General features: G+C 60.9%; 13 protein-coding genes. 8 read left to right on the top strand and 5 right to left on the bottom strand.

Annotation, left to right across the window (positions count from 1 at the left end):
- Nucleotides 1–52: 52 nt before the first annotated feature.
- Nucleotides 53–1,048, bottom strand: coding sequence for a GlxA family transcriptional regulator (locus ACM6JM_RS25950; RefSeq protein WP_414882743.1), 996 nt, complete (start codon nt 1,046–1,048; stop codon nt 53–55).
- Nucleotides 1,049–1,148: 100 nt separating this feature from the next.
- Between ACM6JM_RS25950 and ACM6JM_RS25945 the strand changes: the two genes are divergently transcribed.
- The 7 genes from ACM6JM_RS25945 (at nt 1,149) to ACM6JM_RS25915 (ending at nt 6,324) form a co-directional block, all read left to right on the top strand.
- Nucleotides 1,149–1,703, top strand: coding sequence for a cysteine hydrolase family protein (locus ACM6JM_RS25945; protein ID WP_414882742.1), 555 nt, complete (start codon nt 1,149–1,151; stop codon nt 1,701–1,703).
- A gap of 153 nt (nt 1,704–1,856) precedes the next feature.
- Nucleotides 1,857–2,525, top strand: coding sequence for a YjfI family protein (locus ACM6JM_RS25940; RefSeq protein WP_039771966.1), 669 nt, complete (start codon nt 1,857–1,859; stop codon nt 2,523–2,525).
- A 17-nt stretch (nt 2,526–2,542) separates the two neighbouring features.
- Nucleotides 2,543–3,241, top strand: coding sequence for a PspA/IM30 family protein (locus ACM6JM_RS25935; RefSeq protein ID WP_064382239.1), 699 nt, complete (start codon nt 2,543–2,545; stop codon nt 3,239–3,241).
- Between the two features lie 123 nt (nt 3,242–3,364).
- The gene (locus ACM6JM_RS25930) at nt 3,365–4,015 is read left to right on the top strand and encodes a DUF2491 family protein (protein ID WP_039771970.1); all 651 of its coding nucleotides are present in this window, start codon (nt 3,365–3,367) and stop codon (nt 4,013–4,015) included.
- Between the two features lie 13 nt (nt 4,016–4,028).
- On the top strand, nt 4,029–4,454 hold the full coding sequence (locus tag ACM6JM_RS25925) for a DUF350 domain-containing protein (protein ID WP_064382241.1): 426 nt from the start codon (nt 4,029–4,031) through the stop codon (nt 4,452–4,454).
- 17 nt (nt 4,455–4,471) lie between these two features.
- Nucleotides 4,472–5,164, top strand: a complete 693-nt coding sequence (locus tag ACM6JM_RS25920) for a DUF1190 domain-containing protein (RefSeq protein WP_011336163.1) — start codon at nt 4,472–4,474, stop codon at nt 5,162–5,164.
- Nucleotides 5,165–5,166: 2 nt separating this feature from the next.
- On the top strand, nt 5,167–6,324 hold the full coding sequence (locus ACM6JM_RS25915) for a glutathionylspermidine synthase family protein (protein WP_414882741.1): 1,158 nt from the start codon (nt 5,167–5,169) through the stop codon (nt 6,322–6,324).
- Between the two features lie 76 nt (nt 6,325–6,400).
- Here the strand turns inward: ACM6JM_RS25915 and ACM6JM_RS25910 are convergent, their stop codons facing one another.
- The gene (locus ACM6JM_RS25910) at nt 6,401–6,919 is read right to left on the bottom strand and encodes a single-stranded DNA-binding protein (RefSeq protein WP_007966163.1); all 519 of its coding nucleotides are present in this window, start codon (nt 6,917–6,919) and stop codon (nt 6,401–6,403) included.
- 9 nt (nt 6,920–6,928) lie between these two features.
- On the bottom strand, nt 6,929–8,326 hold the full coding sequence (locus tag ACM6JM_RS25905; RefSeq protein WP_039771979.1) for an MFS transporter: 1,398 nt from the start codon (nt 8,324–8,326) through the stop codon (nt 6,929–6,931).
- Between the two features lie 191 nt (nt 8,327–8,517).
- Here ACM6JM_RS25905 and uvrA point away from each other — a divergent pair, with 191 nt between their 5' ends.
- Nucleotides 8,518–11,352 carry an excinuclease ABC subunit UvrA gene (gene uvrA / locus ACM6JM_RS25900; protein WP_414882740.1) on the top strand — a complete coding sequence of 945 codons (2,835 nt, stop codon included), beginning with the start codon at nt 8,518–8,520 and terminating at the stop codon, nt 11,350–11,352.
- A gap of 65 nt (nt 11,353–11,417) precedes the next feature.
- Here uvrA and bfr read toward each other — a convergent pair whose 3' ends face one another.
- Together bfr and ACM6JM_RS25890 are read right to left on the bottom strand one after the other, a co-directional pair.
- A complete protein-coding gene (gene bfr / locus ACM6JM_RS25895; RefSeq protein ID WP_007955633.1) occupies nt 11,418–11,885 on the bottom strand; it encodes a bacterioferritin in 468 nt (155 codons plus the stop codon).
- 149 nt (nt 11,886–12,034) lie between these two features.
- Nucleotides 12,035–13,489 carry a catalase gene (locus ACM6JM_RS25890; protein WP_074691683.1) on the bottom strand — a complete coding sequence of 485 codons (1,455 nt, stop codon included), beginning with the start codon at nt 13,487–13,489 and terminating at the stop codon, nt 12,035–12,037.
- Between the last annotated feature and the right edge of the window lie 43 nt (nt 13,490–13,532).

Below are 13,532 nucleotides of genomic sequence, written 5' to 3'. Positions count from 1 at the left end.
CAATCTGCACGACCGCGCTGCAGGGTCCGGCATTTTGCACGACGGGTACGTTTTACTTCGCCACGGCAGGCGGCGGACTGACGCCGAATCGCGCGCGATATTCACTCGGCGCCAGCCCGGTGATTTTCTTGAACGTCGCGCGAAAGGCGCCCGGATCCTGATAGCCCACCGTCCACGCAATGTGATCGATGGTGCCATTGGTGAATTCGAGCATTTCCCGGGCCTTGCCGACCCGCAGGTGCTGGCAGTATTCGGTGGGTTTCAGGCCGGTCGCCGCACGGAACCGGCGCAGAAATGTTCGCTCCTCCAGACCCGCACGTTCGGCCATTGCCGTCAGCGAGACATCGGTTGCGCCGGTGCCCTGCAGCCAATGCTGAACCTGAAGAATCGGCCCGTCGCCATGATTGAGGATCGGCGCAAAATTGCTGCCGCACGCACTGGCGCTGTCGCTGTGCTCCACCACCAGAAACCGCGCGGTGCTGCTGGCGATGCTCGGCCCGAGCAATCGGTCCACCAGACGCAAACCAAGCTCTGACCAGGCCATCAGCCCCGCCGTCGTTATCAGGTCACCGTCGTCGACAATCGGCGTGTCGGCCTTGAGCCTGATCTTCGGGTAACACTCGGCGAAGGCCTTGGCCGAAGTCCAGTGCGTGGTAGCGCTGCGACCATCGAGCAACCCGCTCTCCGCCAGCAGCCACGAGCCGACACAAACCCCGCCAAGCGTCGCGCCACGAGCATGTTGTTCACGCAGCCAGGGCAGCAGCCCGGCCGGCATCTGTGCCGCGGAAAAACCGGCAATCGACGGCGGGATCAACACCGCCAGCAAACCGTAGTCGGCTCCGGGATGACTGTCGTAAACCCGCACGGGCGGGCGGTCGTCATCGACCTGCCAGTGGCTGATCCGCAGCAGCGGCAATTGCGTGGCCTGGTGTTCGGCGGCGATCCGGTTGGCGACCCCGAACAGGTCGGTCAGGCCATGCACCGCCGCCATCTGCGCCCCGGGATACATCAGCACGCCCAGTTCCGCGACGGTCCTTTCTGCACCCATTGTCAGTTTTCCCCTGTGTATTGTCGGTGCGGCCAATCCTCGAAACCGTGGCCAGCGCCAATACTGAACCCACGCCAACCCACACTTCGAGGACACACCCATGGCCAAGCAAGCGCTCATCGTAGTCGATATCCAGAACGACTACTTCCCCCAAGGCAAGTGGCCGCTGGTCGGTGCCGACGCCGCCGCCGACAACGCCGCCCGGCTGATCGCGGCCTTCCGTGAAGCCGGTGATTCGGTGGTGCACATCCGCCACGAATTCACCTCGCCCGAGGCACCGTTTTTCACCCCGGGCTCCGAAGGCGCGAAACTGCATCCGAAAGTGCTCAACCGCACCGACGAGCCGGTGGTGCTCAAGCACTTCGTCAACTCGTTCCGCGAAACCGAGCTGCAATCGATCCTCGACGAACAAGGCATCAACGAGTTGGTGATGGTCGGCAGCATGAGCCACATGTGCGTCGACGGCATCACCCGTGCGGCGGCCGATCTGGGTTACACCGTTACGGTGATCCACGATGCTTGCGCCAGCCGTGACCTGGAATTCAACGGTCTGACCGTGCCCGCCGCCCACGTGCATGCGGCGTTCATGTCGGCGCTGGGGTTTGCCTACGCCAGCGTGGTGTCCACCGACGAGTTCCTCGCCGCCAGCCGCTGAGCTCTGCTCTGATACAACTGGAAATACCTGCGCCCGCCTCGCTGCGGGCGTTTTTTTGTGGCTCAAGAAAATCTCACGCGTGAGCCATTGATGGCATTTTGATTTGGTTGTAGTGTGGCTCACGCGTGAGATGTTCATAACGGAGTCATCGCCATGAAAAGCCGCTCCCCTGCCACCCAGTCAGAGAGCCCAAAGGGAGTGCGCTCGACACCGTCCGCGAAAAAACCGTCGAGCTTCTACATGAAGCAGATGCGCGCGGGCCTGGCTGCCGCCGGTTATGTGAAACACGAAACTTGGGTGCTTCCGGAAAACCGAAGCTTGCTCAAGCAAATGGAGCAACAGCTACGCCAACCGATTCTGGCTGGCTCTTTCATGTCGGAGAATTACATGAGCGCAGGCAACAACTGGAACATCGATAGCCTCTACAACGCTTTCAAGGCGCTGGACGAGGTGGCTTCGCAAGAGATCACGCTGTCTCTGATCCAGAGCTCCGAACCCAGCCTCAAGCTGGAAATGAACGAATTCGGCGGTCTGCCGATTCACATCGCCCTCGCCGGTCAGCAGATCATCGTCGACACCGTGCTGGTGGACATCGATTCGATCACCGATGTGCGCGCCTTCAACGACGCGGTACTGCGCAGCCGGGAAATGTTCCCGCTGTCGTCGATCGGCATCGAGACCATGCCCAACGGCCAGACCGTCTACAACATGTTCGGTGCACTGAGTGCCGACTCGAGCCTGACCAACGTGGTCACCGAGGTGAAAACCCTGGTCGACAACGTGCAGCGCGCCAGCGAAGCCTTCGAACACTTCTTCAAGTAATCAACAGGGAATATCCAATGACTCAGTCCATCTGGAGCAAGTTGTTCACCGCGCTGCGCGGCGGCGCCAACGAAGTCGGCGAAGCGATCGCCGACCAACAGGCCCTGCGCATCCTCGATCAGGAAATCCGTGACGCCGACAGCGCGCTGTCCAATGCCCGTCGCGAACTGGTCACCATCATGGCCAAGCACAAACTCTCCGCCGACCGCGTGAGCGAGTACGAAGCCAAGATCAGGGACCTGGAAGCCAAGGCCGTTTCCGCCCTGAACGCCGGCCGTGAAGACCTGGCGCTGGAAGTGGCCGAAGCGATCTCGACCCTGACCAACGACCTGGGCGTCGAGAAAAAGCAGACCGACGAGTTCGGCACCTACGCCGACAACATGCGCAAGGACATCAACAAGGCCGAAGCGCGGATCAAGAGCCTGCGCCAGCAAGTCGACATGGCCAAGGCCCGTGAGAGCGTGCAGAAAGCGCAGGTCAGCGCCTCGATCGCCAGCGGCGGCGCCAACGGCAAGCTGGAAACCGCCGTCGGTACCCTGAACCGCCTGCAAGCCAAACAGCAGCAACGCGCTGCCGAGCTGAGCGCTGCCGACGAACTGGCCGATGCGTCGACCGGCAACGACCTGGATCGCAAGCTGCGCGAAGCCGGCATCACGCCGAACGAAGGCAGCGCCAACGCCATCCTCGAGCGTCTGAAGCAGAAGTCCGCCCAGTAACGGCGGCGAGAAAACAGAAGGGCACCGGGTGCCCTTCTTTTTTGCCTGCTCGTTTGTCACGAGGCCGGTACACTAGCGGCGTTTTGCCAACGAATACCTCCACCCGCTTCAAGGAATGTACCCATGGGATGGTTCAAAGATTTGCTCGGCACCAGCAACTGGCAGTCGGCCGCGCCAGCGTCCGAGTCTGCCGGCGGCCCCCTCGGACTGGCGCAGGGCAAGGCGATTCGCTTCGACACGACCCTCGGCCTGTTGCTCGACGGCAGCACTTCAGTGCGGGTTCCCGACGCCCAGGCCATCTGGAGCGCCGGCTGGATCGACCTCGGCCAGTCGAACAAACTGCATCGCTACTATCTGAACGATGAAGAATTCTGGGTACAGATCCATGTCACGGGCGACGATCAGATCGAATCGGTGACGCTGTTCAATTACGTCAGCTATGTGACGGTCAACAGTGACGCCGAACTGCAGCGCCTGGCCGGGCCGAACAGCCTGATCGGCCTGCCGACCTATCGCCACGAAGGTGTCGAATACACCCGTGAATGGGGCACCGAACGCGGCCAGACCGAACTGGTGCCGCTCACCGAACAGGTGATCAACCCCGACGAGTCGTACACCATCAACCATCACTCGATGCTCTACGCCCGGGACACCGGCCTGACCGATCGCCGCGAGCTCTTGCTGTTCTCCGTCGAGCAGGACGAAGAAGGCACCGTCAGCCTGAGCACTTCGCTGGGCATCTCGCTGTACACCACTGATTTGAGCACCATCTAAAAGGAAGTTTTCCATGCTGGAAGCGTTGTCCATCTCCCTGAACAAAGCCGCACTGGTCGGTTTCGTCGCCTACCTGATCGGCGCCGTGCTGCTGTTCATGCTGTTTCAGTTCGTCTACACCCGCATCACGCCGCACAAGGAATTCGAGCTGATCCGTTCCGGCAACGTCGCCGCCGCCATTGCCCTGTCCGGCGCAATCATCGGCTTCGCGATTCCGGCCAGCAACGTGATCGCTCATTCGATCAACGTCCTCGACTTCGTCCTCTGGGCGGTGATCGCGGCCGCGGTGCAATTGCTGGCTTTCCTGGCGACGGGGCTGGTGCTCAAGGGCACGTCCCAGCGCATCGCCAACGGTGAAATCGCCGCGGGCATCTATGTGGCGGCGGTGGCGATCAGCGTCGGCATGCTCAACGCCGCGTGCATGACCCCGTCCTACTGATCGGCAGGAAGCCTGAGATGAAACGAAGCAAGTACGTTCAACTGTCGCTGGCCGCTTCGGTAGCCCTGGCGATTTCCGCTGAAGTGGCCGCCCAGGAGCAGCAACGCAACTTCCAGAGCGTCGAACAATGCGTCGACGCCGAAGTGGCACCGGATGTCTGCTCGAACGCCTACGTCGCAGCCCTGGCCGAACACCGGCGGATCTCCCCGGCCTACGACGACAAGGCTGCCTGCGACGCGGACTTCGCCGCCGACTGGTGTCAGAAAAATTCCGCCGGCCGTTTCGTACCGAAACTCGGTGGCTTCAAGGTGCCGCAGGACGGTGAGCCGGCGCAGAACCTCGATGCGATCGCCAATGCCCAGATGCCCGCCGGCGACGCGGCCGCCGTGCAGAGCAATCAGACCAGCACTTCGCACTCGTCCAGCGGTGCAGGCAACGGCTGGCTCACCGGATGGCTGATCGGCAATGCCATGAGCAACAACCGCGCGATCGACTCGCGGCCGGTTTATCGTGAGCGCAATACCCGCCAGACCTACGACACCTCGACGCTGAACCGTCGCATCGAATCGGCGCCGAGCCGCAGCCAGCGGGACTACGACAGCGATTACCGCAAACCGGTCAACGTCGCTGCGTCCACCTCCCGTGGCGGCTTCGGCAGCCAGTCCAGCGCCCGCAGCGGTTGGGGCGGCTGGGGCCGTTCGAGCAGCTGACCATGAAGAAGATCCACTGCGCCGAGCGCCACGACTGGAAGCAGACCGCCGAGAGCCTCGGCTTTCTGTTTCACACCATCGACGACGAGCCGTACTGGGACGAGCGCGCCTACTATCAGTTCACGCTCGCGCAGATCGAAAACGATCTGGAGGATCCGACCACTGAACTGCACGAGATGTGCATGGACCTGGTCGACCGCGTCGTACACAGCGAAGAACTGCTGGATCGCCTGAGCATTCCGGCGCCGTACTACGACATGATCCGAACGTCCTGGCTGGAAGGTCATCCGCATCTGTACGGGCGCATGGACTTCTCCTACAGCGGCAATGGTCCGGCGAAACTGCTCGAGCTCAACTACGACACGCCCACCAGTCTTTACGAAGCGGCGGCGTTCCAGTGGGGCTGGCTGGAGCAGTGCATCGAGCGCGGGCTGCTGCCGCGCCATGCCGACCAGTTCAACAGCATCGACACCCGGCTGCACGAAGCCTTCGCCCAACTGAAACTCACGCGGCCGTTTTACTTCGCCTCGATGAAAGACTCGGTCGAAGACAAGGGCACCACGGATTACCTGCGGCTGATCGCAGAAAAGGTCGGCATCGAATCACGGCACATCGACATCGAAGACATCGGCCTGAGCGCTGACGGTCGTTTCGTGGATCTCGAAGATCGTTGGATTCCGCACCTGTTCAAGCTGCACGCCTGGGAGTTCATCTTCCACGAACCGTTCGGCGCGGCGATCGCCGAATGCGACACCCAGTTTTTCGAACCGGCGTGGAAGTCGATCCTTTCCAACAAGGGCGCCCTGCCGTTGCTTTGGGAACTGCACAAAGGCCATCCGAACCTGCTCGCCGCACATCTAGATCCGAAGCCGGGCAGCGCGGTGCCCAAGGGCTGGGTGCGTAAACCGTACTTCTCGCGGGAAGGTGCCAACATCGAACTGCAGACCGCCGAGGGCTTGATCGTCAAGGAGGGTGGGCCCTACACCGATGCGCCCTTCATCCTGCAGGAATTTGCCCCTTTGCCGAAGTTCGACGACAGCTACACGCTGATCGGTTCCTGGGTGATCGGTGATCAGGCGGCGGGGATTGGCGTGCGCGAAGACAACAGCCTGATCACCAAGGATTCGAGCCGATTTCTGCCGCATCTGATTCTTGACTGAAAAACCTGCACACATGAAAAAGGCCCGTCGCATTCAGCGACGGGCCTTTTTTATTTAACGCGGATACAGCAGCGAATCAGAACGGAATATCGTCATCGAAGCTGTCGAAATCCGGAGCCGGTTGCGGTGCGGCCTGCTGTGGAGCCGGGGCCGGACGCTGCTGAGGTGCCGACTGCTGCGGACGCGGAGCCTGCTGGCGTGGCGCCTGCTGCTGATAGTTGTTGCCACCGCCTTGTTGGTCGCCCTGTTGCGGACGGCCGCCGAGCAGTTGCATGGTGCCTTGCATGTCGACCACGATCTCGGTGGTGTAACGCTTGATACCGTCTTTTTCCCACTCACGGGTCTGCAGCTTGCCTTCGATGTAGACCTGCGAACCTTTGCGCAGGTATTCGCCGGCGATTTCGGCAACCTTGCCGAACATCGATACGCGGTGCCACTCGGTCTTCTCGACCTTCTGACCGGTCTGCTTGTCGGTCCACTGCTCGCTGGTCGCCAGACTCAGGTTGGTCACGGCGTTACCGTTGGGCAGGTAGCGTACTTCGGGATCCTGGCCGCAAGTACCGACCAGAATGACTTTGTTAACCCCACGGGCCATAACGTTCTCCTAGGCTTCGCACGCAGTCTGCGCCGGGTTGTTCACCAGGCGTTCGAGAGTGGTGCGATCCATTAATTCGGTGTCCAGTTTGATGTAGATCGCCGCTTCATCAGCGACTATCACTGCATCAGTTACCCCTACGAGGGCCTTGAGACGCTCGACCAGACCCGCTTCGCGGATCGCTTCGGGCGACAACGGCAGGCGCAGGCTCGTCACGTAGGGAGGTTCGCGCATGGTAACAGCAAAGGCCAGCCAAAGTGCAGCCAGCCCGGCACATCCGAGGAACACAACCGACAGACCGCCATGCTGGAACATCCAGCCGCCGAGAATACCGCCGAGTGCCGAACCGAGGAACTGACTGGTGGAGTACACGCCCATGGCCGTGCCCTTGCCACCTGCCGGTGAAACCTTGCTGATCAGCGACGGCAGCGATGCCTCCAGCAGATTGAACGCGGTGAAGAACACCACCGTCCCGATCACCAGAGCCCGCAGGCTGTCGCCGAACTGCCAGAAGAATAGCTCAGTCAGCATCAGCGTCATCACGGCGCCGAGCAGAACTCGTTTCATTTTGCGTCTCTTCTCGCCGTAGATGATGAACGGAATCATGGCGAAGAAGGAAATCAGCAGTGCGGTGAGGTACACCCACCAGTGCTGCTCCTTGGGCAGACCGGCCTTTTCGACCAGCGCCAGGGGCAGTGCGACGAAGCTCGACATCAACATCGCATGTAACACAAAAATGCCCAGGTCCAGCCGCAGCAGGTCCGGGTGCTTGAGCGTCGGCATCAACGCCTGGCGTGCAACGCCGGACTCGCGATGACTCAGCGGCCCGGTGGACTTCGGCACCATGAACATCACGATCACGATCCCGACCAGGGCCATGCCGCCGGTGGCGAGAAACAGGCCGGACAGGCCGAACGCACGGGTCAGCAGCGGGCCGACCACCATGGCCACGGCGAACGACAGGCCGATGGTCATGCCGATCATGGCCATGGCTTTGGTGCGGTGCTGTTCGCGGGTCAGGTCGGAGAGCAGGGCCATGACCGCCGCAGAAATCGCCCCGGCGCCCTGCAGAATCCGCCCGGCGATCACACCCCAGATCGAATCGGCCTGAGCCGCCAGCACACTGCCGAGGGCGAAGACGATCAGCCCCAGGTAAATCACCGGACGCCGGCCGATGCGGTCGGAAATGATCCCGAACGGAATCTGGAAAATCGCCTGGGTCAGGCCGTAAGCGCCGATCGCCAGCCCGATCAGGGCCGGGGTCGCTCCCGCCAGATCCATGCCGTAGGTCGCCAGTACCGGCAACACCATGAACATGCCAAGCATACGGAAGGCGAACACCAGGGCCAGACCGCTCGCCGCGCGGGTCTCGCTGCCACTCATGCGTTCGCTGTGGGGATCGTGCATGGAAAAACCTCGTGTGAACCGGCGGCGATTCTACCAGTCCCATCGAGAGACGGGGTATATCGCGACGCTTTGACGCGTACAGATGAAACTCTCTTCATGTAAGGCAAAAAACCCTTCACTTGATAGTGTGCATCCATCCAGTATTTGGCCGTATACTCCTGTGTTTTCGACGCCCGCCGAGCGAGGCCATTTTGGACAAGATCCTGATTCGTGGGGCCCGCACCCACAACCTGAAGAACATCGACCTGACCCTGCCACGGGACAAACTGATCGTCATCACCGGCCTGTCCGGATCCGGCAAGTCTTCCCTGGCTTTCGACACGCTGTACGCCGAAGGTCAGCGCCGCTATGTCGAATCCCTGTCGGCCTATGCCCGGCAGTTCCTGTCGATGATGGAAAAACCCGACGTCGACACCATCGAAGGCCTGTCGCCGGCGATCTCCATCGAACAGAAGTCGACCTCGCACAACCCGCGTTCCACGGTCGGCACCATCACCGAAATCTACGACTACCTGCGTCTGCTCTATGCCCGCGTCGGTACGCCACGCTGCCCGGATCACGACATTCCGCTGGAAGCGCAGACTGTAAGCCAGATGGTCGATCTGGTACTCGCCCAGCCGGAAGGCAGCAAGCTGATGCTGCTGGCGCCGGTGATCCGCGAGCGCAAGGGCGAGCACCTGTCGGTGTTCGAAGAACTGCGTGCCCAGGGCTTCGTCCGGGCCCGGGTCAACGGCCGGCTCTGTGAGCTGGACGAACTGCCGAAACTGGATAAACAGAAGAAGCATACGATTGAAGTCGTTGTCGACCGTTTCAAGGTACGCGCCGACCTGCAGCAGCGTCTGGCGGAATCCTTCGAAACCGCACTGAAGCTGGCCGACGGCATCGCCCTGGTGGCGCCGATGGACGACGAGCCGGGCGAAGAGATGATCTTCTCCGCGCGCTTCGCCTGCCCGATCTGCGGCCACGCAATCAGCGAGCTGGAACCCAAGCTGTTTTCCTTCAACAACCCGGCCGGCGCCTGCCCGACCTGCGACGGTCTGGGGGTGAAGCAGTTTTTCGACATCAAGCGACTGGTCAACGGTGATTTGACCCTGGCCGAAGGCGCGATCCGTGGCTGGGACAGGCGTAACGTCTATTACTTCCAGATGCTCGGATCACTGGCCGCGCATTACGGCTTCAGCCTGGAGCAGCCGTTCAACGAGCTGCCGGCCGATCAGCAGAAGTTCATCCTGCACGGCAGCGGTTCGCAGAACGTCGATTTCAAATACCTCAACGACCGGGGCGACATCGTCAAACGCTCGCACCCGTTCGAAGGCATCGTGCCGAACCTTGAGCGCCGCTACCGCGAAACCGAATCGGCCAGTGTGCGTGAAGAGCTGGCGAAGTTCCTCAGCACCCAGTCGTGCCCGGATTGCCGTGGTACCCGCCTGCGTCGCGAAGCGCGACACGTGTGGGTCGGCGAGAAAACCCTGCCGGCGGTGACCAACCTGCCGATCGGCGACGCCTGCGATTACTTCGGCGCGCTGAAGATGACCGGCCGCCGTGGCGAAATCGCCGACAAGATTCTCAAGGAAATCCGCGAGCGCCTGCAGTTTCTGGTCAACGTCGGCCTGGACTATCTGTCGCTGGATCGCAGTGCCGATACGTTGTCTGGCGGCGAGGCGCAGCGGATTCGTCTGGCCAGTCAGATCGGCGCGGGCCTGATGGGTGTTCTGTACATCCTCGATGAGCCGTCGATTGGTCTGCACCAGCGCGACAACGATCGGCTGCTCGGCACCCTCAAGCACCTGCGCGACATCGGCAACACGGTGATTGTGGTCGAGCACGACGAAGATGCGATTCGACTGGCCGACTACGTAGTGGATATCGGCCCGGGCGCCGGTGTTCATGGCGGACAGATCGTCGCCGAAGGCACGCCGGCCGAAGTCATGGCGCACCCGGACTCGCTGACCGGTAAATACCTGTCGGGCCGGGTGAAGATTGAAGTGCCGGCCAAGCGCACGCCGCGCAACAAGAAACAGGTGCTGGCGCTCAAGGGCGCGCGGGGCAACAACCTGCGCAACGTCGACCTGGAAATCCCGATCGGCTTGCTGACTTGTGTGACCGGTGTCTCGGGCTCGGGCAAATCGACGCTGATCAACAACACGCTGTTTCCGCTGAGCGCCACGGCACTCAATGGCGCGACCACCCTGGAAGCGGCAGCCCACGACAGCATCAAAGGCCTGGAGCATCTGGACAAGGTCGTCGACATCGACCAGAGCCCGATCGGCCGTACGCCACGTTCCAACCCGGCGACCTACACCGGGCTGTTCACGCCAATTCGTGAGCTGTTCGCCGGCGTACCCGAGTCCCGCTCCCGTGGTTATGGCCCTGGACGTTTCTCGTTTAACGTCAAGGGCGGTCGCTGCGAAGCCTGCCAGGGTGACGGTCTGATCAAGGTGGAAATGCACTTCCTGCCTGACATCTACGTCCCGTGCGACGTGTGCAAGAGCAAGCGCTACAACCGCGAAACCCTGGAGATCAAATACAAGGGCAAGAACATCCACGAAACCCTCGAGATGACCATCGAGGAAGCGCGGGAGTTCTTCGACGCGGTGCCGGCGCTGGCGCGCAAGCTGCAAACACTGATGGATGTAGGCCTGTCGTACATCAAGCTCGGGCAATCGGCGACGACGCTGTCTGGTGGTGAAGCACAGCGGGTCAAGTTGTCCCGCGAGCTGTCCAAGCGCGATACCGGCAAGACCCTGTACATCCTCGATGAGCCGACTACCGGTCTGCATTTCGCGGATATCCAGCAACTGCTCGACGTACTGCATCGCCTGCGCGACCACGGCAACACCGTGGTGGTGATCGAGCACAACCTCGACGTGATCAAGACCGCCGACTGGCTGGTGGATCTCGGCCCCGAGGGCGGTTCGAAAGGTGGCCAGATCATCGCCACCGGTACGCCGGAGGAAGTGGCCGAGATGAAGCAGTCTCACACCGGGCATTACCTCAAGCCGCTGTTGATCCGCGATCGGGCCTGATCGCCGGGCATGAAAAAGCCCCTGTCACTTCATCAGTGACAGGGGCTTTTTTGTACCGGCTGCAATCAGGACGCGTGGGACTGCAGGTAGTTCTGGATACCGATCAGTTTGATCAGGCCCAACTGCTTCTCAAGCCAGTAGGTGTGATCTTCTTCGGTGTCATGCAACTGAAGCTTGAGGATATCGCGGCTTACATAGTCGCCATTCTTTTCACACAGCTCGATGCCTTTGCACAGTGCAGCACGAACCTTGTACTCAAGGCGCAGATCCGCTTCGAGCATGGTCTCTACCGTGGTACCGACATCCAGGTCATCCGGGCGCATGCGCGGAGTGCCTTCGAGCATCAGAATCCGGCGCATCAGCGCATCGGCGTGACCGGCCTCTTCTTCCATCTCGTGGTTGATTCGTTCGTAGAGCTTGGTGAATCCCCAGTCCTCATACATCCGCGAGTGAACGAAATATTGGTCACGCGCGGCCAGTTCGCCGGTCAGCAACGTGTTGAGGTAATCGATAACGTCTGGGTGGCCTTGCATCGCCCTACATCTCCCTGCTTGAAAGTCTGTAGTTTGAACCAACCTGACTGGAAGGTCACTCACTTCGCGCAATAAAAGCGAAGATATTCTGAGAAAAGCAGCCTAAATAACGCAAAAACCGCCCAAATGAGGGCGGTTCTGCTTCTCGTTTAGACTTCGTTAAGCTGTACGTTGAGCAGCTTTGCGATTGCTTCTCCGTACGCCGGATCGGCCTTGTAGAAATGCTGCAGCTGACGATCGACGACGTCACTCGACACCCCCGCCATCGCCCCGGCGATGTTGCTGACCAGCAACGCTTTCTGTTCGTCGCTCATCAAGCGGAACAGCGCGCCAGCGTGGCTGTAGTAGTCGGTGTCTTCGCGGTGATCGTAGCGATCAGCCGCGCCGTTCAGGGCCAGTGCAGGCTCGGCATAGTGCGGCGCTTGTTTCGGCGACTCTACGTAGCTGTTCGGCTCGTAGTTAGGCGCTGCGCCACCGTTACTGCCAAATGCCATCGAACCGTCGCGCTGGTAAGTATTCACCGGGCTGCGTGGGGCGTTCACTGGCAGTTGCTGGTGATTGGTACCTACGCGGTAGCGGTGGGCATCGGCGTACGCGAATACCCGACCTTGCAGCATGCGATCTGGCGACAGACCTACGCCAGGCACCATGTTGCTCGGGCCGAACGCGGCTTGCTCGACTTCGGCAAAGTAGTTGAGCGGGTTACGGTTCAGTTCCAGTTCACCCACTTCGATCAGTGGAAACTCCTTTTGCGACCAGGTCTTGGTCACGTCGAACGGATTCTCATAGTGCGCAGCGGCCTGGGCTTCGGTCATGATCTGGATGCATACGCTCCATTTCGGGAAGTCACCACGCTCGATGGCTTCGAACAGGTCACGCTGTGCGTAATCCGGATCAGTGCCCGCCAGGCGTGCAGCGTCTGCCGGCGCAAGGTTCTTGATCCCTTGCTTGGTCTTGTAGTGCCACTTCACCCAGTGACGCTCGCCCTGAGCACTGATCAGGCTGTAGGTGTGGCTGCCGAAACCGTGCATATGGCGATATCCGTCCGGAATACCGCGATCAGAGAACAGAATCGTGACCTGGTGCAGCGCTTCAGGCGAATGCGACCAGAAGTCCCACATCATCTGCGCGCTTTTCAGGTTGCTTTGCGGCAGTCGCTTCTGGGTGTGGATAAAGTCAGGGAATTTCAGTGGATCACGGATGAAGAACACCGGGGTGTTGTTACCAACGATGTCCCAGTTGCCTTCTTCGGTATAGAACTTGAGGGCGAAACCACGCGGATCGCGCTCGGTGTCAGCCGAGCCACGCTCACCACCGACGGTGGAGAAGCGCAGGAATGTCGGGGTTTGCTTGCCGACGGCAGAAAACAGTTTGGCGCTGGTGTACTGAGTAATGTCACGGGTAACGGTGAAAGTGCCGTAGGCACCCGACCCCTTGGCGTGTACACGACGCTCAGGAATGTTTTCCCGGTTGAAGTGGGCAAGCTTCTCGATCAAGTGGAAGTCATCGAGCAGCAACGGACCACGAGGGCCAGCGGAGCGAGAGTTCTGGTTATCGGCGACAGGTGCGCCACTGGCGGTCGTAAGCGTCTTGTTCTGGCTCATGCGATCTTCATCCTCTATCGGTCTTGAACTGCCGGCTAATCGG

This window comes from Pseudomonas sp. IT-P2 (genome assembly GCF_949767575.1).
GTDB classification, from domain to species: Bacteria; Pseudomonadota; Gammaproteobacteria; order Pseudomonadales; family Pseudomonadaceae; genus Aquipseudomonas; species Aquipseudomonas pharyngis.
Note: the sequence above shows the minus strand (reverse complement) of the source record. Positions and strands in the feature narration are given on the sequence as shown.

Coding starts and splice junctions, on each gene's coding strand:
- ACM6JM_RS25950 (WP_414882743.1), bottom strand. CDS start 1,048: ATGGGTGCAGAAAGGACCGTCGCGGAACTGGGCGTGCTGATGTATCCC.
- ACM6JM_RS25945 (WP_414882742.1), top strand. CDS start 1,149: ATGGCCAAGCAAGCGCTCATCGTAGTCGATATCCAGAACGACTACTTC.
- ACM6JM_RS25940 (WP_039771966.1), top strand. CDS start 1,857: ATGAAAAGCCGCTCCCCTGCCACCCAGTCAGAGAGCCCAAAGGGAGTG.
- ACM6JM_RS25935 (WP_064382239.1), top strand. CDS start 2,543: ATGACTCAGTCCATCTGGAGCAAGTTGTTCACCGCGCTGCGCGGCGGC.
- ACM6JM_RS25930 (WP_039771970.1), top strand. CDS start 3,365: ATGGGATGGTTCAAAGATTTGCTCGGCACCAGCAACTGGCAGTCGGCC.
- ACM6JM_RS25925 (WP_064382241.1), top strand. CDS start 4,029: ATGCTGGAAGCGTTGTCCATCTCCCTGAACAAAGCCGCACTGGTCGGT.
- ACM6JM_RS25920 (WP_011336163.1), top strand. CDS start 4,472: ATGAAACGAAGCAAGTACGTTCAACTGTCGCTGGCCGCTTCGGTAGCC.
- ACM6JM_RS25915 (WP_414882741.1), top strand. CDS start 5,167: ATGAAGAAGATCCACTGCGCCGAGCGCCACGACTGGAAGCAGACCGCC.
- ACM6JM_RS25910 (WP_007966163.1), bottom strand. CDS start 6,919: ATGGCCCGTGGGGTTAACAAAGTCATTCTGGTCGGTACTTGCGGCCAG.
- ACM6JM_RS25905 (WP_039771979.1), bottom strand. CDS start 8,326: ATGCACGATCCCCACAGCGAACGCATGAGTGGCAGCGAGACCCGCGCG.
- bfr (WP_007955633.1), bottom strand. CDS start 11,885: ATGCAAGGCCACCCAGACGTTATCGATTACCTCAACACGTTGCTGACC.
- ACM6JM_RS25890 (WP_074691683.1), bottom strand. CDS start 13,489: ATGAGCCAGAACAAGACGCTTACGACCGCCAGTGGCGCACCTGTCGCC.